This window comes from Streptomyces sp. NPDC085460, from assembly GCF_044541975.1.
In the GTDB taxonomy this organism is placed as follows: domain Bacteria; phylum Actinomycetota; class Actinomycetes; order Streptomycetales; family Streptomycetaceae; genus Streptomyces.
Genome location: NZ_JBITTO010000008.1, coordinates 452,198 through 471,645, shown reverse-complemented (window position 1 = coordinate 471,645; position 19,448 = coordinate 452,198). Strand labels below are relative to the sequence as shown.

The 19,448-nt window shown below is 71.3% G+C and carries 19 protein-coding genes and 1 pseudogene; 11 read left to right on the top strand and 9 right to left on the bottom strand.

Translation table 11 applies throughout. From position 1 onward, the window contains the following. Positions 1-7: 7 nt before the first annotated feature. From ACIGHB_RS23325 to ACIGHB_RS23295, 7 genes are all read right to left on the bottom strand, one after another. Positions 8-1,327 carry an acetyl-CoA carboxylase biotin carboxylase subunit family protein gene (locus ACIGHB_RS23325; protein WP_399915593.1) on the bottom strand — a complete coding sequence of 440 codons (1,320 nt, stop codon included), beginning with the start codon at positions 1,325-1,327 and terminating at the stop codon, positions 8-10. Between the two features lie 7 nt (positions 1,328-1,334). Continuing rightward, positions 1,335-2,774 (bottom strand): phosphoribosylamine--glycine ligase, encoded by a 1,440-nt coding sequence (purD, locus tag ACIGHB_RS23320; RefSeq protein ID WP_399915591.1) that lies wholly within the window; start codon positions 2,772-2,774, stop codon positions 1,335-1,337. Continuing rightward, positions 2,771-3,907: a fatty acid desaturase gene (locus ACIGHB_RS23315; protein WP_360309532.1), complete on the bottom strand. Its 1,137-nt coding sequence runs from the start codon at positions 3,905-3,907 to the stop codon at positions 2,771-2,773. Before ACIGHB_RS23315 ends, purD begins: the two co-directional genes overlap by 4 nt. 31 nt (positions 3,908-3,938) lie before the next feature. Next, on the bottom strand, positions 3,939-4,730 hold the full coding sequence (locus tag ACIGHB_RS23310; RefSeq protein ID WP_399915588.1) for a hypothetical protein: 792 nt from the start codon (positions 4,728-4,730) through the stop codon (positions 3,939-3,941). Positions 4,731-4,782: 52 nt separating this feature from the next. Further along, positions 4,783-5,616, bottom strand: coding sequence for a methyltransferase (locus tag ACIGHB_RS23305; protein WP_360309528.1), 834 nt, complete (start codon positions 5,614-5,616; stop codon positions 4,783-4,785). A 1,358-nt stretch (positions 5,617-6,974) separates the two neighbouring features. Further along, positions 6,975-7,676 (bottom strand): hypothetical protein, encoded by a 702-nt coding sequence (locus tag ACIGHB_RS23300; protein ID WP_399915586.1) that lies wholly within the window; start codon positions 7,674-7,676, stop codon positions 6,975-6,977. Further along, the gene (locus tag ACIGHB_RS23295; protein ID WP_399915584.1) at positions 7,673-8,269 is read right to left on the bottom strand and encodes a hypothetical protein; all 597 of its coding nucleotides are present in this window, start codon (positions 8,267-8,269) and stop codon (positions 7,673-7,675) included. Before ACIGHB_RS23295 ends, ACIGHB_RS23300 begins: the two co-directional genes overlap by 4 nt. Positions 8,270-8,671: 402 nt before the next feature. On the opposite strand from ACIGHB_RS23295, the gene ACIGHB_RS23290 reads away from it, so the two are divergent. The 10 genes from ACIGHB_RS23290 to ACIGHB_RS23245 all read left to right on the top strand — a co-directional run bounded on the left by ACIGHB_RS23290 (position 8,672) and on the right by ACIGHB_RS23245 (position 16,624). Further along, positions 8,672-9,331: an HAD-IA family hydrolase gene (locus ACIGHB_RS23290; protein WP_399915582.1), complete on the top strand. Its 660-nt coding sequence runs from the start codon at positions 8,672-8,674 to the stop codon at positions 9,329-9,331. A gap of 89 nt (positions 9,332-9,420) precedes the next feature. Continuing rightward, positions 9,421-10,623 (top strand): helix-turn-helix domain-containing protein, encoded by a 1,203-nt coding sequence (locus ACIGHB_RS23285; RefSeq protein WP_399915580.1) that lies wholly within the window; start codon positions 9,421-9,423, stop codon positions 10,621-10,623. A gap of 205 nt (positions 10,624-10,828) precedes the next feature. Continuing rightward, a complete protein-coding gene (locus ACIGHB_RS23280) occupies positions 10,829-11,275 on the top strand; it encodes a hypothetical protein (RefSeq protein ID WP_399915578.1) in 447 nt (148 codons plus the stop codon). Next, positions 11,272-11,466, top strand: coding sequence for a hypothetical protein (locus tag ACIGHB_RS23275; RefSeq protein WP_399915576.1), 195 nt, complete (start codon positions 11,272-11,274; stop codon positions 11,464-11,466). The genes ACIGHB_RS23280 and ACIGHB_RS23275 overlap by 4 nt, the downstream gene beginning before the upstream one ends. Before the next feature lie 89 nt (positions 11,467-11,555). Further along, a complete protein-coding gene (locus ACIGHB_RS23270) occupies positions 11,556-12,443 on the top strand; it encodes a glycosyltransferase family 8 protein (RefSeq protein ID WP_399915574.1) in 888 nt (295 codons plus the stop codon). Then, positions 12,437-13,321, top strand: a complete 885-nt coding sequence (locus ACIGHB_RS23265; protein ID WP_399915572.1) for a phosphotransferase enzyme family protein — start codon at positions 12,437-12,439, stop codon at positions 13,319-13,321. Before ACIGHB_RS23270 ends, ACIGHB_RS23265 begins: the two co-directional genes overlap by 7 nt. Beyond that, the gene (locus ACIGHB_RS23260; protein ID WP_399915570.1) at positions 13,318-14,049 is read left to right on the top strand and encodes a glycosyltransferase; all 732 of its coding nucleotides are present in this window, start codon (positions 13,318-13,320) and stop codon (positions 14,047-14,049) included. The genes ACIGHB_RS23265 and ACIGHB_RS23260 overlap by 4 nt, the downstream gene beginning before the upstream one ends. Next, entirely contained in the window at positions 14,046-14,972 is a 927-nt protein-coding gene (locus ACIGHB_RS23255; RefSeq protein ID WP_399915568.1) for a PIG-L deacetylase family protein, read from the top strand. Before ACIGHB_RS23260 ends, ACIGHB_RS23255 begins: the two co-directional genes overlap by 4 nt. Then, entirely contained in the window at positions 14,966-15,580 is a 615-nt protein-coding gene (locus tag ACIGHB_RS23250) for a hypothetical protein (RefSeq protein ID WP_399915567.1), read from the top strand. The genes ACIGHB_RS23255 and ACIGHB_RS23250 overlap by 7 nt, the downstream gene beginning before the upstream one ends. Before the next feature lie 6 nt (positions 15,581-15,586). Beyond that, positions 15,587-16,624 (top strand): glycosyltransferase, encoded by a 1,038-nt coding sequence (locus tag ACIGHB_RS23245; protein ID WP_399915565.1) that lies wholly within the window; start codon positions 15,587-15,589, stop codon positions 16,622-16,624. Here ACIGHB_RS23245 and ACIGHB_RS23240 read toward each other — a convergent pair. Together ACIGHB_RS23240 and ACIGHB_RS23235 are read right to left on the bottom strand one after the other, a co-directional pair. After that, on the bottom strand, positions 16,621-17,667 hold the full coding sequence (locus ACIGHB_RS23240) for a phosphotransferase (RefSeq protein ID WP_399915563.1): 1,047 nt from the start codon (positions 17,665-17,667) through the stop codon (positions 16,621-16,623). The genes ACIGHB_RS23245 and ACIGHB_RS23240 overlap by 4 nt on opposite strands. Before the next feature lie 106 nt (positions 17,668-17,773). Next, the gene (locus ACIGHB_RS23235) at positions 17,774-19,147 is read right to left on the bottom strand and encodes a hypothetical protein (RefSeq protein ID WP_399915561.1); all 1,374 of its coding nucleotides are present in this window, start codon (positions 19,145-19,147) and stop codon (positions 17,774-17,776) included. Here ACIGHB_RS23235 and ACIGHB_RS23230 point away from each other — a divergent pair. Next, a pseudogene (locus tag ACIGHB_RS23230) lies at positions 19,098-19,367 on the top strand (ArsR/SmtB family transcription factor); the annotation flags it as partial. The gene ACIGHB_RS23235 and the pseudogene ACIGHB_RS23230 sit on opposite strands and share 50 nt — an antisense overlap. Positions 19,368-19,448 lie beyond the last annotated feature (81 nt).

The following is a 19,448-nucleotide window of genomic DNA, read 5'->3' as shown; positions in this document are numbered from 1 at the left end:
GGTCCGGTCACGACCGCCGTCCGGCCGGCGCGGGCAGGTCCCGGCCGATGTGCTCGGAGAAGGCGACGAGGTTGTGGGGGTTGTCGCCGAGGCGGACCCCGTTGACGACGACCTCGCGCCGCGCCGCGAGGCCGAGGCGGTGCGCCTCGGGGGCCGTGGCCGCGGTGACGATGAACATGCCGACGGCGTCGAGCTGGTCGGCCCGGCCGCTGAGCCGTTCCCCGGGGGCCTTGGTGGCCCGGGCGGCGAGGGCGCCCTCGGGGAACTCGATGGTGCGGAACTCGGTGGCGCCCGGCGGGGGCAGCACCACCATCTCGACGGCGTACCGGGGCGGCCGCGCGGTGAAGCCCAGGTCCGGTGCGACGCCGCAGCCGACGTCGACGAGGACCTCGGCGTAGTCGAGCCCGTACGCCTCGCCTATGGACACCGGGGACGCGAAGCCGGCGGGGCGCGGGTTGAAGTCGATGAGTTCGGGGGTGCCGTCCTCGGCGACCATGAACTCCAGGTGGGTGCCGCCGTGGTGGAAGCCCAGGCAGGTGTGGACCGCCCGGGAGGCGGCGACGATCCGCTCCAGGTGGGGGTGGTGGTACGGCGTCTGCATGCCCTGCTCGACCACCGGGTCGGAGGCGAGCACGTACCGCCCGGTGAGGGTCACGAAGCCGACCTCGCCGCGGTGCACCACGGACTCGACCGACAGGAGTTCGCCCGCGGCCTTCTCCTCCAGGACGAAGCCGCCGTGCGCCCGGATGTACGCGCGCATCAGCGGGTTGACGACGTCGGCGGTACGGACCCGGGCCGCCGCCTCGCGGAGTTCGGCCATCGACGCGACCTCGAAGCAGAGGGCGCTGCCGGTGCCGTTGGCCGGCTTGAGGACGGCCGGACCGGCGAACCGCCAGCCGTCCCAGTCCAGGGCCTCCTCCAGCGGGACGCCGCGCAGGGCGGAGAGCCCCGCGTCGTACAGCGTCCGGCGGACCCGGGTCTTGTCGAGGATGCCCGTCAGGGTGTCCGGGTCGGTGGTCGGCAGTCCGGCGAGCTGCCGCAGGGCCGCCTGGTGGGGCAGCGTCGGTTCGAACATGCTGTGCGTGCCGACGACCTCGTACCGGCTCGCCACGTCCTTCAGCACGCGGTCGAGCGCGGCCGGGTCGCTCCAGGAGGCGAGGGTGACGACCTCGTCGACGAGGCCCTCCTCCACCGCGAACGGGCCGGTCGCGCAGAGCGGGTTGTGGTTGAGGGCGACGATGGCGAAGCCCCGGGCCTTCGCCGCCCGCGCGGTGTACAGCATGGCGTTCATCAGCTCGAAGAGGACGAACGCTTTTCTGCGTGGCATGGCGTTCTCACTTCCTGGTGCGGGCCCGCGGGGCCGGGCCGGCGGCGGGCGCCGGGGCGAGTCCGGCCCCGATGTCGGTGCGGTAGCGCATGCCGGGGAATCCGACGTGCTCGATGCGGTCGTAGGCCAGCCGGCGGGCCCGGTCGAGGGTGTGGCCCGCGCCGACGACGTGGAGCACCCGGCCGCCGCTGGTCCGGGGGGTGCCGGCCGCGTCGCGGCGGATGTTGGCGCAGAACACCAGGGTGTCGTCGGCGCCGTCCGGGCCTTGTGTCTCGGCGGGACCGGCGGGACCGGCGGGACCGGCGGGACCGGCCGGCGCCATGCCGCGTACCGGCTGGCCGGCGGCGAAGGGGCCGAAGGGCCAGCCGATGAGGGCGTCGGGGTCCGCGGGGTCCAGGCAGCCCTGCACCAGCGCGACCGAGCACCGGGCGAGCCCGTCGGTGTCGAGCCGCCGGCCGCCCAGGTCGCGGGCGAGCACGGCCCGGCACAGGTCCAGGAAGTCGCTCCGGACGCCGGGCAGCACCACCTGCGCCTCGGAGTCCCCGAAGCGCGCGTTGATCTCGATGACGACCGGGCCGCGAGGGGTCAGCATGGCCCCGATGTAGACGAAGCCGGTGAAGTCGAGGCCGTCCGCCCGCAGTCCGCGCAGCAGGGGGTCGACGAGCGCCGCCCGCAGCTCCTCGCGCAGGCCGGGGCTGTCGTCGGGGTGCGGGGCGACGGACCCCATGCCGTCGCAGTTCTTGCCGGCGTCACCCTCCAGGGTGCGCTTGTAGTCCATCGCGGTCGGGAAGAGGAGCGCGCTGTCGCCGTCGAGGAGGGCGAACACCGAGATCTCCCGGCCGGTCAGGCGCTCCTCGACGACCAGCCGCAGCCCGTCGGACGACCCGCCGGCCGCCGCCTCGGCCGCTTCGGCGGCGAACCTGTCGACGGCGGCGATGGCCTCGGCGGCCGTGTCGCAGACCACCGAGCCGTCGCCGTCCGGGGTCAGCCCGTCGGTCTTGACGACGCACCGGTACGGCACCGAGCCCAGGAACTCCTTCGCCTTGGCGACGTCGGTGAACACCTCGAACTCGGGAACCGGGATGCCGTGGTCACGGCAGAACTCCTTGCCGCGGGTCTTGCTCGACTCCAGGGCCGCCGCGGCCGCCGTGGGGCCGACGACCCGGTGCCCGGCCGCCCGCAGCGCCTCCACGTAGCCCTGCGAGAGGGCGTCGATGTGGGAGACGAAGACGAACTCGACGGGGTGGGTGGCCAGGAAGTCGACGGCGGTGGCCGGGTCGGCCAGGCTGACGGACCCGGCCGGGACGATGCGCGGATGGTCGATCACGTCGCAGCCGGGACCGTAGTACACGGTGACGTCCGGGTTGGTGCGGGTGAACAGCTCGCAGATCGCGTGGCCGCGTCCCGTGCCGTCGATCACGAGGACCTTGTCGGACACCGGTGTCATGGGGTCACCCCCGCCTTGGTCGCGGCGATCGGCGCGGAGGGCACGGCGGTCCAGTCGCGGACGCTGTTCCCGACGTACACGTGGGTGAGCAGGCCGCCCCACGCCTCGAAGTAGCGGTCGGCGTTGCCGGCCGCCAGGTCGTCGTTGCGGATCCAGGAGGAGTTCGCCCAGTCGACCTTGGGGCGTACGTGGTGCAGGTCGTGCTGCACGGTGTCGCCGACCAGGACCCACATCCGGTACGGCGCGTAGAGCAGCACCATCCGCAGCCACCAACCGGTCCAGGCGCCCCAGCGCCCGAGGGCGCCCGCGCCGGTGGTGTCCGGGACGGGTGCGCCGCAGAACCGGCCGAAGGTCAGCTGGTCGCGCTGGGCCTTGGTGAGCCGCTCGGCGTTGTCGTGGAGCCACCAGCGGTGCTCGCTGAGCGTGTAGAGCAGGGTCTGGTTCTGGAAGAAGAAGGTGGCGGGCAGGAACCAGAACAGCAGCCACTGCAACCACCAGCCGGTGAGCGCCACGAACGCGACGGTGCCGGCGAGGTACGCGTACGCCATGGTCATCCGGTACAGCGGCGACCTGCTGAGGAAGTTCCCCCGGAGCCGACTGGAGAGGAAGCCCCAGTGGTGGCGCGGGGAGAACACGGCCCCCAGCAGATAGCGGCGGAACTCCTGACGGGTCATGCCGGGGCGCGCCCCGGTGCTCTGGAGGTAGACCGTGTCGCCGTCCTTGAGGGAGCAGGGGAAGGCGTGGTGGGTGAGGTGTTCCTGGCGGTTGCCGTCGTACGGCGGGCGCCACAGCAGCGTGGTGACGATCTCGCTGACGACCCGGTTGCCGCCGGTGGAGGCGGTGAACATCCGGTGCAGCGTCTGGTGGACGACCACTACGTCGAGGCGCCGCATGCCGCCGGCGATGGTCGGCCAGGACAGCAGGACCAGCGGGACCAGGACGTACCACGGCCGGGTGAGGCCGTACGCGCCGGCGGCGATGCCCGCGGCGGTCTGGACGACGCCGGCGATCAGGGCCAGCGTGGGACGCCAGCGGACCCGCAGCGCGTCGCCGGCGAGCGGGACGCCGGTCACCCAGGTCAGGAAGGGCTGGAGGGGGCGCGGCAGGCCGCGCATCGTCTCCCGTGGTCGCATCGGCGGTTCCCCGGCGGGTGGCCGGGGCGGCTCAGCCGGCACTTCGAGGGTCCCGGACGCCACCGAAGAGGGTGTCGTTCGTCTCGTGCGTCATGGGCCTGGTCAGGTCGTCGGTGCTGGCCAGGGTCATGTTGACGATGGTGCGCCGGCCCTCGCCGCGGATCGGGTGCACGCGGTGCATGGTGGTGTTCGTCTTCACGACGTAGGCGTCGCCGGGCTCCAGTGCGTAGGAGCGGACCTGGCTGCTGATGAGGGCGCCGTAGACGTCCGGATTGTCCTTGTCCCAGGAGGTGTTGGGCACGGCCTGGACGAATCCGCCCTCGGTGTAGTGCGGCGCCTCCAGGACGAGGATGATCCCGTAGGTGAAGTCGTCCCAGTGCCAGCCGTGGGTGTCGCCCGACTTTCCGAGCCGGCTGATCACGTAGTGCTCGCCCGCGTAGGGACAGGAATGCACCTGCTCGCCGACGACGTCACCGACGAATGCGATGAGTTCGGGGGCGAAGTAGAACGCGTCGATCAGCGGTCCTTCGTCCTTGATCACCGGTTGTCCGACGGTGGTCATGCTGCGCGGGGTGTTGTCGGTGATTTCGAAGACGAGATCATGGGTGACGCCGTAGCGGTCCATGATCGCGCATGCCTCGTCCTTGATCGGCCCGAAGAGTTCCGGCGGACACAACTGCCGGAGCGGCACGATGTGCTCGGCGTCGAATTGCGCGCGCAGCGCGGCCATCCGGTCGGCGTCGAACTCCTTCGCGAAATGGCGGGCGAGCAGACTGCTGACCTCGGACGCGTCGACGCGCAACGCGCTTGACTCGGCGTTCATCTCATTCCCCTCGTGAGGTGATGCGTGCGGGTGTGCGGTGTGCCGAGGGCGGTCAGCGCTCGTCGGCGTCGGAAGCCCGGCGGAACTCCAGCGCGTGCACGGTGAAACGCTCACCCTCGAAGTCGGCGCTGCCGAGCTCTCGCTGCGCTTCGAGGAGACCGAGCATCGTCTCCTTGTGCTCGGCATATGCCAGCAGGGGGATGTCCATCTCGCACATTTCGAGGGTGCGCCACGCGTATCCGCGCATTTCCAGTTCCGCGATCGTGCGCGGTACATCGGCCAGCGAGGAATGAGCCATGATCATTCGGCCGCCGGGGGCGAGGAGGTCGTCGACGCGCGCCACGACCGCGTCGTACAGCGCGCGGCCGTTCCGGCCCGCGACCAGCGCGGTTTCGAGGCCGTTGTCGGTGGCGTAGCTGGGGTCGTACGGCAGGTGCGGCGGATTGGTGACCACCAGGTCGAACTTCCGGGCCGGCGTGTACGCGGCGAGGTCGGCGGTGACGCAGGTGAGCCGGCCGAGGTCGAGGCCGTTGCGCTCGACGTTGGCCGTGGTCTCGGCCTCCGAGGCCGCGTTGATGTCCAGCGCGGTCACGTGGGCGGCGCCGGCGGCGAGCAGGGCGACCGTGTAGAGGCCGGACCCGCAGCCGAGGTCGAGCGCGGTGACGCCCTGGAGGTCCAGGCCGTGCTCGCCGTCGAGGGCGGCCACCAGGCTCAGCCCGCAGTCGGTGGGGAACAGCACCTCCGTCGGGTCCGCGACCTCGATCCGCAGCTGCCGGCCGCGGAACTCGAAGATTCCGTACGCGGGGCGGGCGGCCCAGAGCGAACCGTTTCCGCCGACGGGCAGGACGCGCTTCCGGGTCAGCACATTCGTGGGGGCATGGGTCATCTCAGCCGTAGACCTTTCGACTCTTCATGGACCGGCCTCGGGGAAAGCGCCGTCGTCGACGGCGTTTCCGGGCAGGGAAGGGTGAACGAGTCGGATCGGTTCGCGGAAATCACCGGCACCGGGTCAGGGGAAAGGCGAACAACCCGGTTCAGCGCATGGCGATTTCACGCCTCGGGCGCACGGAGATCCACAGGCATGGACCGCCTGTGTCACCGCGGACGCCAAGGCGCGCGAATGATCCGAAAAGAGAGAGAAGCCGTCTCCTGGGACGACTGTCAGAAGGCCGCCTACCGGTTCACGTCGAAGGCCGCTGCAGAGGCAGCGGGGACCAGTGGGGCACTGGAGAGGCGAAGAAGAGCGAAGAGGGTGGGGGGATCGCTCGCCGCGATCACATACCCACCCGGTATCGGGTGTTCCAACAACGTACTGCCTCCGGCTGGCGGGTGAACCGTATTCGGACCCGCCGAGGAAGGGATGATCCTCGGCGGGATTGGAGCAGTATTTCGATGAGAGTGGCCGGGCATGGTGTGCGCGACCCCGGACAAGTTAATGATCGGCAATGGGGTCCGTCAACCACCTGTGAACCGGCAATTCTCCTGCTCCGAGGCCGAGTTGCCGCTGGAATTGATTATTCCGCCCGCATATCCGCCCGATACCCTCGTCAAGCCGGGCGTTTCGGGCCGGGCGAGGCGACACGGCCGGAACCGACCGCCCCGCGGCGCGCGTGCGGCGGCTCGATCCAGCCGGCCCGCTGTCACCGACGACCGGTAGGCCGCGGACGGCGATGAGGGCGTCCGCCTACGACCCCGCCGACTGCCCGATCGATCTCCCTCCGGTCACACCCCGCCGGAGCCCCGCCCGAGTGGAACGCGTGCACCACCGTCGGCATCCCGTACGAACCGCCGATCGACTCTCGCACCGACTCGCCCGCCGGCACGCTTCCGGCGGAGGTGCCCCGCTCGGACGCGCCGCCGCCCCGCGGCCCGGCCGCCTCGGACCGCGGGCGCGCCGCACGACCCGGCTCACCTGGCTCAGGAGAACCAGCCGCCGAAGGCCGCCTCCGACCGCTCCCGGCCGGACGGATCAAGCCACCCGATCCCGGCCGGACGGATCAAGCCACCCGAGCCCCCGCCGCCCCCTGCGGCCGAAATCCGCCCCTGACCAGCAAAAAGACCCCTCCCGAAGGAGGGGTCCCGCTGTGCGCCCCCGGCAGGACTCGAACCTGCGGCCAAGTGCTTAGAAGGCACTTGGTGGATGGGGGAGTGGGGTGGCTCTGACCTGCGCGGACGTACTCAGTCGCTTGCCGCTCCCGAAGACTTCGGGCGTTTTCGGGACGGCTAGGCGTTCTTGCGGGTGTGTCACCAGTGGGTGAAGTCGTAGACGCCGGCGGGGGCGTAGGTGTCCTGAGAGGAGGAGCGGTTGCTGTCGAGTTCGTCGGGGACGAGTGAGGGCAGCGCGGCCATGAGAGCGGTGTTGCCGGCGCGCACGCGTCCATCGTCGTCGTGGAGGGAGACGTCGAGTCCGAGACGATCGGCAATGTCGGGTGTGGTGACGTACAGGCGTGCGGTGGCGCGATCTCGCAGGAGGAAGCCGTCCAGTCGCAGACGGCTGCCCTCTTCCGGGGCATCAGGGGGTTGAAGCATGGAGACCGCGGCGTGGAGGGCGTCCCCGAGCTCGAACGCGACGTGGTCGAGGGCGGCGAGCACGTGCCGGCGGGCATCGGCGAGCGGGACGCCCGCGGGGTCGATGCTGTCGGGCGCGGGAGGACGGACGAGCACCCGCCGGAAGGCTGCGACGAGATGGGGCCAGGGGATGTTGTCGCCCTGCGGGTGGACCAGTGGCACGTCGTATGCCGAGGAGCCCTCCAGCCGGTGGCCGTCCCAGAGCACGACACGGGTGATGCCTCGTTGCTCCGGCGGCATCAGGACACCGCGGACGAGCCTGGCGCCGGTGGTGTCCGAGAGCGGCGATGACGTGAAGCGGAGCAGCTGCCACATCAGGATGCGGTGCAGGTCCGCCAGTCCTTCGTCGTCCCACTCCGGTGACAGCTCCTCGGTCATGCCTGGTTGACCTTGTCAGGGCAGCGGTTTCGGGGGACGTTGCGGCAGTACGCCGTGATGACACCGATCTTGGCGTTTCTGTCGCTGAGCGAGTATCGCCTGTCTGCCGTCTGCCAGTGGTCTTGGACGATGATGCGAATGTTGGCGATCTTGCGGGGCGGATTGAGCAGCCCGCCCGTTGCCACGAGGGCACCGTCGTAGATGAGCCTGTGCGGCTGGTCCCTGCTCGTCGTCGGGTTGCTGGTGCCGCCGATGATCTTCTTGGCGACATCGGGGTTCGTGATGTTGTGCGGACCGGAGAAATGCTTCCAGCCCAGTTCGCTGTTTCCGACGCGGGTTGGGACGGCCCGCCCCCGCCGGTCCTTGCTGTTGAACTTCACGGCGGCCCAGCCCGGGGCAGCCAGGGCGCCTTCGGCTCTGTCGGTACGAGGCGCCGCGACACGCGGTGCGGTGGGCCGCCCCTGGCTGCTGAGCATCTCCTCGTACTGCTCGTTCGACATCACGGTCAGCTCCTCCGGCCCGTCCATGGCTTGTGCGGGGGTGGGGTCGAGGAAGAGGGCGGCGGCGACGGCGAGTGCGCTGAGGCGAAGCAAGGTCAACCTCCGGTAGGACGTGATCCAAGACGATCTGCAAGTGTCTCACCGTAACCGCTCATCACTGAGAGTGCTGGGAGCTCGGGGGGCTTTTGCCCGGGGCTGTGGCGTACCGCGGGCCGTATGACTGGGCGACTGGGTCGGCTGGATGCCCGAGCAGTCATCCGGGCGGTGGAGGGTATGGCGAGCGGCTGGCTCGCCCGCTCGGAGGGGGCGGGCGTCAACGGGGCGGCTTCGCTCAGGTATTGGTGGTGCCCTTACCCGGCTCTCGGCTGGTACCTGAACACCGCCGAGCCCAGCAGCGGAGCGCGCCTCCTGGTTGGCTCCGCCGCCTGTGCTCTGGCCGGGCGAGGCGCGGTAGCGTCCCCGTACGAGTCCGATTTCGGAAGGGGCGAACGCCGGATGGTGTGCGGGAGCGGGGCTGACGGGGACGAACGGCTGGGGCTGATCCTGGATTTCGCCGGTGTGCTCACCGCCAGTCCCATCGAGGTCCACCGGGCCTGGTGCGTGTCGGAGGGGCTGGAGCCCGGGGCCTGGCGGGCGACGCTCAACGATCATCCGGAGGGACGGCGGCTGTACGCCGCGCTGGAGATCGGGGAGATCGGGCAGGCCGAGTGGAACGCGGGGACGGCGGCGCTGCTGGGGGAGCATGTGGACCCCGTGAACCTGATGGGGCGGGCGTGGGCCGACGTTCCGCCGGCGCGGCGGATGGTCGCGCTCGCGCGGGCCGCGCGGGACGCCGGACATCGGCTCGCGCTGCTGTCCAACAGCTTCGGGCTTGATCCGTTCGACCCGTACAAGCACGTGGGGATCTGGGATCTCTTCGACGTGCACGTCGTGTCCGAGCTGGAGGGGCTGGCCAAGCCGGATCCGGCGATCTACCGGCTCGCGCTGGAGCGGATCGGGCTGCCTGCCGAGCGGTGTGTCTTCGTGGATGATCACGCGGTGAACCTTCCGCCGGCCGCCGCGTTGGGTATCTCCACCGTCCACGTCACGGACGAGGATGCGGCCGTGGAGGAGCTCGAAGCACTGCTCGGGGTCACGGCGGTTCTTGCCGCCTGAGGGCAACTCCCGTCCCGGTAAAGGGCGTCCGCGTCCCCTCTGCGGCCAGTACTGTCCGTGTGGGGCTCACCACGCGGAGGTTCTGGACCATGGAATGGTCGGAGTACACCACCTCGGAACGTTTGAAGGCGCTGCGGGGCGGGATGACGCAGGAGCAGCTGGCGGAGGCCGCAAGCGTCTCCGTCGGGGTGGTCAGGAAGCTCGAACGCGGAGGGACGGCGTCGCTGCCGTCACTCCTGTCGATCGCCGACGCCCTCGGTACCGACATCGCCGTTCTGCTGGGGCAGCAGGCGCCCCGTCGGTCCATGGACCGGGACGAGCGGGCCGCGTTGCGGATGGTCTCCGCCGCCACCCACGACGCCGCGATCGGCATTCCCGCCGACGTCGAGCCGGGCAGCGTCAACGAGCTTCGCGCGGTCCTGCGTCGCGCGGACGCCGCCTACTGGAGCGGGCGGTACGCCGAGCTGGGGACGCTCCTCGGACAGCTCCTTCCCGAGGCGCGGGCCCGCTTCGACGTCGCCGGCCTCGACGAGAAGGAGGCCGCCGCCGGGGTCCTGATCGACACCTTCCAGACCGCCGGCATGGCCGCCAACGTGCTCGGCTCCCGGGATCTGGCGTACGCGGCCCTCACGTACGGCCGTCAGGTCGCCGTGCGGACCGGGGACGACCTCCGCGACGCCCATCTCGCCGCCACCACCGCGTGGGTCAACCTCCGGGACGGCCGCACCCGGCAGGGGTTCCTCCTCGCGGCTGCGCAGGCAGACCGGATCGAACCCAAGATGAGCGAGCACGACCCGGACCGCCTCAGCGTCTACGGGCAACTCGTGACGAACGCGGCCGTGGCAGCTTCCCGGGGCGGAGCCCACGCCGACGACGCCCGCGAGTACCTCTCCCAGGCCCATGCCGTCGCCGCCCGCATCGGAGACGAACACGCCCGCGGGGCCCATGCCCAGCCGTACGGCCCGATGTACGCCGCCACGCAGGCCATGAGCATCGCGGTCGCCCTCGGCGACACGGCGGGAGCCCTGCGCCTGATGGACACGGTCCGTCTGGACGACGCCGTCCCCCTGGCCACCCGCGCCCGCTACGGCCTGGACGTCGCCCTCACGCAGGTGGAATGCCGTCGGTGGGAGGCCGCGGCCGACACCCTTCAGGCCGTCTGCGAGATGGCTCCCGGGTGGGTGCGCCACCAGATGCTTCCCGGGGTCATCATCAGCAGGCTCGCCGGGGTGTCCGTCAGCCGGCTGCGAGGACTGGCGAACTCCGCCGGCGTACCGCTCGGCGTCCGCTGACGCACGGGGCCGGGGCCGGCCGAAGTACCACGCCCCGTAGCAGGAGCGGAGGTGTCCCCGGCCCGACCGCCATGGAGCGTGGCACACCCTCGGGCGATCCCGCTCCCGATGCCATGGGACGTGGCAGCCCTCCCGGACACCGGGCCTGCCCGGTGCGACGGGCCGTGTCTGGGCCTGAACGCCGCTGCCCAGCAGCCTTGAGGACATGCCGAACAACCCGTCCGGCGGCCTCGGGCACGTACCCGTGGCCGTCTACTCCTGCGCCGCTGCTTCCACCGCCCTCAGCGAGGGCGAGGAGCGCGGCCGCTACTACGCCGATGCCCGGCACTGGCACGTCGCCGGTGTCTGGTCCGACTCCGACCCGGCCCGGCCGCTCATGGAACGGCCGGGTTGGCAGGCCGTCACGGCCGCCCTCTCCGCGGGGATGATCCGGGGCGTTGTCGTCGGCGGTCCGACGCATGTCGGCTCCGACGCCGCCCAGTTCGCGGCTCTCGGCGTTCTGCTGCGCGACCGGGGAGGGTTCCTCGCGGACGCGTCGAACCGCACCACGGGCCGCCGGACCCCCGGCCAGGTCCGTCGCCGCCGGGACATCGCGGACGCGGCCTCCGGCTGGTTCGCGCAGACCGACCGGCATGACGAGGGTGGCTCGTGAGCGCCCGGCGTCCCTGGGTCGGCGACCTCGTCCGAGATGGCGACGGGCGGCGGGTGATCGTCACCGACGTTCGTGACAGCGGCACCGTGTGGGTGCTGCGGACGCCGGCCGGAGGAGGCCCGGACTGGGAGACGGGCGACCCCGACAGCCTCGAAATCCTCGACATGTCCGGAGCCCGGGACGACCGGTGAGCCCTCGGATTCGGAGCCGGCCTCCCTGCCCCGCTCGTCGCCGGCTTCTCCGCCCTGCCCGTGCACCACGCCCGAAAGGCGAAGCCCCTGTGTACGCGTTCGGACTCTGCATCGACCAGCACTACCTCGTCCCCGGCCTCGCCACCCTCGCGGGGCTGGCCGACGGCCTCTCCTTGGCCGCCCGGCGCAGTGGGGCCGTGCGGGTCCTCACCCTCGACCTGACCCCGGCGCAGGCCCTCCTCCTCTCCGACCTCGCCAAGCGGGTCGGCTTCGGCTCCTTCGACCTCCGTCACTGCTCCCCGATGCGCACTTCCCGGATGGCGGACGCCTCGTACATCACCGTCACCACGTACCTGCGGTTCGAGTTCACGCCGGGCTTCGTCCGCCGGCCGTACCTGATCTACGTGGACGCGGACGTGCTCGTGCGCGGAGACATCTCCGACCCGCTCGATCCCTTGGAGCCCGACGAGACCGGTGCGGTCCGCGACGAGTTCAATCCGGCCGTCGGCGCGTGCCCGGCTCTGCCCGGGGCCGCCGAACGCTGGCCCCAGCTGCGCGGCCGTCCCTACTACAACGCAGGCGTCCTCTGGACGCACACCAGCCGCCTGCCCACCGTCCGTAAAGGCGTCGAGCAGGCACTGGTCCATGGACGCCGCCACATCCTCCACAACGACCAGGACGCCCTGAACCTGTGGCTTCTGCACTCCGGCCGAGTGCGGCCGGTCGGCGCGGGCTTCAACCGGTTCGAGACCTCCCGCTTCCTGGAACGGGGGAACTGGGTGCGCCGAGTCGTCACCCGGTCGCTCAGGCCGGACCGGAACGCGGCCCTCGTGCACTTCGTCGGGCCCGAGAAGCCTTGGCGTGCCGACTGTCCCGGCACCGAGGACGTGGCCGAGTACCGGCGGCACATGTCGCGCACCCTCCGGCACGTCCGCCGGTTGGGCGCCGTCGGTACGGAGCCGGCGGGTGCATGGTGAACGGCGACGTACCCGCCGCAGTGCTGCGGGCCGCCGTCGGACTGGTCGGCGTGCCGGTCCGTGCCGCACATCGCCTGTCCGCGCGGTCGAGGTCGGTCGTGTACCGGGCGGGCCTGGCCGACGGCCGGAGCGTGGTGATCAAGCTGTACGCGGCCACCGCCCGCCGCGACGCGATCAGCGAGGCCGCGGCGATGAGAACAGCAGGCCCCCACGTCCCCGTACCGACCGTCCTCGCGTACGGACATGTCCCCGGGCACCAGGCCACCGCTCTCGTCACCGCCGACCTCGGCCCGCTCACCCTCGGCGCCGCCGTGCGCTCCGGGCGATTGAGCGACGAGCGGGCGCTACGGGATCTCGCCGGCCTGCTCGGCCGCCTTCACCGGGCGCCCGTGCAGCCGTGGGCGCCCCGCCGGCCGCTCCACGAGCAGGTCACCTCCCTCGGCCGACGCTGCCCGCCAAGCGCCCTGGACCGCATCGCCCCTGCCTTGGCAGCCGTGACAGATGCTCCTGCCGCGGCCCCGGTGTGGTGCCACGGCGACCTGCACGGGGACAACGTCGTGATCGCCGGCCCCCGGGCGGTGCGGCACCTGGTCGACTTCACCGATGCCGCGATCGGACCCCGCGAATCGGATGTCGCCCAGACCCTGGTCATGACCGGTGCCTTCGCCTCCGCCCGGACCCGCACCGTCACCGACGCCTATCCACTCGTCCTCAACCACCACCAGCTGGCCGCCTGGGCCGTCTTCCACACGCTGCGCTGCTGGGCCCACTCGGAAACCGGCGACGACCGCACCCGGTGGGCCGACCGACTGGACGAGCTGAACCGACGGACCCCACACCTCTTCCGCGTACCCCGCCCGGAAAGGACGTACCGATGACCCCCCCTGCCCTGTCGGTGGTGATTCCGGCCTTCAACGAGGCCGCCTACCTGCCCCGCTACCTGCCCTCCGTCCTCTCCTCCCTCGCCCGCTGGGAGGAGACCACCGGCCGCACCGGAGAGGTGATCGTCGTCGACAACGCCAGCACCGACGCCACCGCCGACATGGCCGCCTCCTTCGGCGTCCGCGTCGTCACCGAGACCGTCCGCAACATCGGCCGGGTTCGCAACACCGGAGCCGTCGCCGCTCGCAGCGGCCGGCTCTTCTTCACCGACGCGGACGTTGCTCTGCCCCTGGAGGCGGTCGGCGCCGCCGCTGCCGCCATGGACGCCGGGGCCGTCGGCGGCGCCATCCCGCCGCTCTACACCCCAGAACGGCTCGGCGCCCGCCTGCTGTGCGCCTACTGGGACCACCACCGCACCCGGCGCGGCGGAGCCCAGGGCGTCAACCAGTTCTGCACCGCCGACGCCTTCCACCACGTCGGCGGGTACCGGGACGACCTGTTCATGAGCGAGGACGTGGAGTTCTTCGCCCGCCTCACCGCGCACGGCCAGGCCACCGACCGGCCCGTGGCCATCCTCGACGAGCTGCGCGTACGCCCGTCGACCCGCCGCTATGACCAGTGGTCGAGCCTCCGGATGCTCTGGTGGCAGAACCCGGTGACCGCCCGCCTGCGCCTCCGGTCACCCCGGATGTGGCGCCACTGGTACGAGACGACCGTGCGATGACGAAGGAGACTCCTGTGCAGGTTCGAACTCAGCCCCGGTCTCCGGCCGACCTGCCGGTTCCGGACGGCCACGGCATCTACACCTTCCCCGACGACCTCCACCGCGCCCATCAGACGCACACCCGGCGGCTCGCCACCCGCTACCGGACCCACGACCACCACGTTCTGGAAGTGACGGCGCCCCACACCCGCGTCCCGTACTACATCGAGACCCGCACCTCCGCCGGCCGACCGGTCCTCGTCATCGAACCCCACCACGACGACTTCGCCCTCTCCGCCTCCGGTGCGTTCCTCGCCCGCCCGCGACCGCTGACCGTGATCACGGTCTTCACCCGGTCCCGGAGCGTCCACCCCGCCCTGGAGACCACGTACCCCACCATCCACGCCGTCTCCGAGCTGCGCGACCGAGAGGGGGCCGCCGCGCTCGCGCCGTTCGGTGCCCGTCGACGGCTCCTCGGGCACAAAAACGCCGAGCCGCCGTACCGGCCCTACGATCCGCGGGCACTCGAACAGGTCACGGAGGAACTCCGCCGGGTCGTCGCGGCCCACCCCGATGCCGAGCTCCTCGCGCCCGCCGCCGTCACCCGCCACCCCGACCACCTCCTCGTCCACGAGGCCGCCGTCCGCCTCGGCTGCACCTGGTTCTGGGAGGACCTGGCCTTCTGGGCGACGTACGCGCTCGCCGGCTGCGACCAGCACCTGTTCCGTACGCGCACGGGGGCGACGATGAGACCCGAGCTGGTCGACATCACCGACGTCGTCCTGGACAAGGTCACCGTCCTGCGGATGCACGGCTCGCAGATGCATCCGGCCCGGAAGATGTACCGGCCGATCCGGCACGCCTTCACCACGGCCGCCGACCTCGTCGACGGGGTCGGCCGCTACGCCGAGCGCTTCTACCGGACGAAGGCGCCGGCGTGCTGATCATCGCCCTGGAAGGACCCTCCTACGCCGGCAAGTCCACGGCGATACGCCACCTCCGGCGCACCGCCCTCGGTTCTCGGGCCTTCGTCTCCGACTGCTACGTCAGACACATCGCCCACCGCGACGACATCCCGCCGGCCCGCACGGACTCCGCTGCTGCCCAGCTCGCCGCCTTCGAACGGTTCATGGAGATCGAGGCCGCCCGAGTAGCCGAGGCCGCTGCGAGCGGCAGGCGGTTCGTCGTCCTCGACCGCTCCGTGGACACCCTCCTCGCTCACGCCTACGCCCTGGACGCCCTGCTCGGGTACGGCGTCCACCACCAGCTCCGCGACCGCCTCAAGACGCTCCCGTTCCTCCGCCCGGACCACACTCTCTACCTTGACGTACCGGCCGAGACGCTCCACCTCCGCCGCAAGACCGCCGGCCACACCGCCGCCGAATCCGAGTACTTCCTTCACGAGCCCGGCTTCCTCCACCACGCTCGCGACTACTTCGTCCACACGCCCCGGCACCCCATGACGCGAGAACTCACCGTCCTGGCCGCCGACACCTGCCCGGACGAAGTCGCCCGGGCCGTGGAGGCCCTCGTCGGCTTCTGGACGAGGTGACCGCCGATGCCCACCGCACTCTTCGCCTGGCGCCGCACCACGCCTCCGTTCCTCATCGGAGGCGCCGAAGTCACCCAGCAGCTCCTCGCCGAGGAACTCGCCGCCGCCGGATGGCACGTGACCTACCTCGGCTCGCACGAGCCGCCCTGGAACGGAGACGACCAGCTCGCAGAGATGCGCACACATCTGGCATCCCAGCGATGCCCGTACGAGGAGAGCGGCAAGACGCTGAGCTACCGCTGGCAGGGGATGGACTGCCTCTCCCTTCCACAGGAACGGCTGGAGCCGGAGCTGCGCCGCCTGCTGGGACGGCTACGCCCCGATGTCGTCTTCACGTCGCAGGAAGGCTCGGCCGAGCTGGTCGTGCTGGCGCGGCCCAAGGCGCTGGTAGCGGGTCTGCTGCACTCCGTCTCCGCCACCGGCCTGGGCGTCCTCACCGGCCGCCCCCACTACGGGCTGGCCGTGTCGGAGTTCGTCCGGACCCGTGCGCGCACGGCGACCGACACCCGCCTCGCCGTCATGTACCCGCCGTTCGTACGCCCCGGCCCCGCCGCGGACACGGACACCGCCCGCACCGCCGCCGTGCTCATGGTCAACCCCATCCCCGCCAAGGGAGCCGAGCTGCTGCACCGGCTCATCCGCCGCATGCCGGAGCAGCGCTTCACCCTCGTCGAAGGCTGGTGGGACACCTCGGCCGACTTCGCGGCCTACCCGAACGTCGCGTACATACCTCGCGTCTACGACATGGAGCCGCTGTACCGCAGCCATCGGCTGCTACTGGTCCCGTCCACCGTCGAAGACGCTTTCCCTCGTGTGATCGTCGAGGCCGCTCTCCACGGCGTCCCGGCCATCGGGACCGACCGGGGCGGCATTCCCGAAGCCATCGGCGGTGGAGGCGTGGTCCTGCCCGTCACCGCCGACCCCGAGGCGTGGGTGCGTGCGATTCGGGACGTCGACCACGGAGCCATGGGGGAGCGAGCCCGGATCCGCGCCGCGCGATTCGCCCGTCCGTGCCTGCCCGAGCTACGGGACCTGGGGATCTAGGAAGCCCCGCCGAACGCTCGCTCCACCTCGTCGAGCCGCTCCGTCCACCAGTGCAGAAGCGCCTCGTCGGCGATGAACAGCTCGTCGCAGGAGTGGTCGTTCCGGTCGTAGTGGAACTCCAGCTGCCAGAAGTCCGTCATCCGCTTCCACCACAGTCGGCGCGCGGCGTCGAGCAGTTCATCCGGTTCGAGCGGCACCACCGACCGGTAGCCCCTGACGAAGGCCGATACACGTTCCAGGTCGAAGACGCCCCGCACCCCGAACTGCACCTGCGCCGTGCGGACGACCTCTTCCGCGTACGGGCGGACGGCCAGCCGGTCCCAGTCCAGGACCGCGGCCAACTCGCCGTCGGCCCAGAGAAGGTTCCTGTACTGGAAATCGCCGTGCGTCCAGCCGTGAGGTCCTGCGGGTACGTCGTCCTCAGGGCGCAGAGGCGCGTACCGGTCGAGCAGGGTCTGCCGCTTGGCGAGGGCGTCGAGCGCGACCGCGTCGAACGAGTCACCCACACCGCGAGCCCGCGCAGCCGCCGCGAGTCGGTCGGCCTTCTCCATCGCCCGCCCCGGCGTGACGACGTCCGCTGTCATGGCTTCGGGGAGAGTCGGCAGGACTCCGTTGCCAGCAGCCCGCCGCAGCGCCAGATGGAGCGTGGCCAGCTCTGCTCCGAGCCGTCTCACCTGAGCAAGAGGAAGGTCCACCCCCCGAACGTGCGCTCCCCGCACCCAGGGGAACAGGCAATACCCGCTCCCGCCCACCTCGACCACGACGCCACCCGAAGGAGCCTCCACGGGCGGAACCACAGGGACACCGGCCTTGGCGAGGGCGGGCAGTGTGGCGAGATTGCGGCGCAGCCGGTCGAGCGGAACGTCCGTGACCCGCTTGAGCACGAAGACCCCTGCCGCGGTGTCCAGCCGCCAGTTCACATTCATCAGGCCGTCGGTCAGATGCCGCCTGGCCACGATCTCGCCGAGGCCGAACTCCTTGATCAGCTCGCCAAGATCCTCGGTGGAGACCTGGATCCTGCCCTCCGCATACGCGTCGCTCACCTGGGCGACGATACGGGAGGTGGGCACCCACGCGGACGAGGATCACCGGAACAGCGGCAGAGCTCGGGGCTTCGAGGTGAGTCGGCCCCGACGGCGGCCCCCGGACCTACCGGGGCTCCCAATCCTGTCCCGGCAGCAACCGCAGGGCGAAGACGGAGCCGTCGGCGTGGACGGAGACAGGGCCTCCCCAGTCCTTGTCGAAGATGAGCCGGGGGCGGGTGTCGCGACCGGCGTGGACGACGGCGCGGTACTCCTCGATGTCGCCTCTGGCGAGGAGCTGGAAGAGGGCCTGGTCCACGCCGGAGAACGCCTCGACGCGAGGGCCGTTCAGGCGGAAGACGTGGTCGGTGCCGGTGTACTCGGTGCCCAGGAGCGTGTTGTCGGCGTCCCGCACACTCGTGCTGGCCGCGTGCTCGAAGCCGGTGAAGCGCTTGTGGCCCTGCCGTTCGGTCAGGTGGCGGGCGGTGGCATGGCCGGAGCCGGTGAAAGCCATGAGGCTCGCCGCGGTGGTGTGTGCCAGGGACTCCTGGAACCAGGCGTAGTCCTTCGGCTGCACGTGGCAGCCGCGCACCGGATCCGGAGCCACCAGGCCCTTTGCCGGCGGGTGGATGTCCGGCATCACGTTCGCCTGCGTCGGAGGCGCGTTCAGGTACGGCTCCCGGCCCTCCGCCGGGGACAACCGGCCGCCGCTGCCCGGCGCCTCAAGGGCGTGGACGGCCATCGTGCCCCCGTCCGTCGGGATCTCCGTGCTGAACAGGAGGGCCGGGGTGTCGTTCCACGCGCCGATGTGGACCGCCTCGGCGTGGACGGAGGCGGAAGCCAGCTGGTCGGCGGAGGTGGCGGCGTTGCCGTGGTTGCCCTTGCAGGCGAGGGGGAAGACGCGGGACGGCTCGCCCGGCCGCCAGACCTCGGCGAAGTAGTGGGGGCGATAGCGGTATTTCACCTGGTCGCCCTTGTCCCGGCTGGTGAGGGCCCAGCCCGCGCGCAGCGCCGTATCGGCGGGGACGATCGTCACGGAGTGGTCGGGGAAGCGGCGGCGCAGCATGTGCTCGGCGAGGGTCAGCGCGAAGCCGACGCCGAGCTCGCCGGACTGCAGCGACTTGTAGTGGTCCGCGATGCGATGGCCCTCGTCGGTGAGGCCGAGGAAGGAGTCGCCGCCGCCGACCAGCGCCTGGGTGTACTTGAGCGCACCCCAGTGCTCCGCCAGTCCCCGGCCCGCACCACGCCACGACAGGGAGGTTGCCCGCGCGAGGGTGTGGAGCACGTCCCAGGTGGTCACCCCGAACTGCCTGGGCAGCTCGTTGTGCTGGATCGGAACGAGGGCGGGTTTGCGGCGGAGCGGTTCCTTCTCCTTCTTCTTCCGCTTCTCGTCGTCCGCGGCGACGGCGGCTTTCGTCTTGCCGACGAGCGCGGCGTCGGAGCGGACGGAGATGTTCGAGGGCTGGGTCAGGGCCTGGAGCACTTCTTCGGTCGGCTTCAACAGCTCTCCCTCACGGCGTGCACAGGCGGGTCACCATCGACCGGACCGTACGGAGAGGGACGGCGGCGCACGCAAGTGCGCAGGGGCGCGTGACCTGGACTGTGGTCCAACTGACTGGCAGGACGGTGGTGCATGGCGGGCGATGACGGTGGGCGAGCTGGTCGCCAGGGGGGACGTCGGCCAGTCGACCGTCTCCCACCACCTGAGGATCCTGTCCGAGGTCCGCTTCGTCCTTGCCGAGGAGCGGGGGATGCTTCCGCGTCATCGGCCGGCGCCGAGCGTGTCGGCCGCCACCACGGCC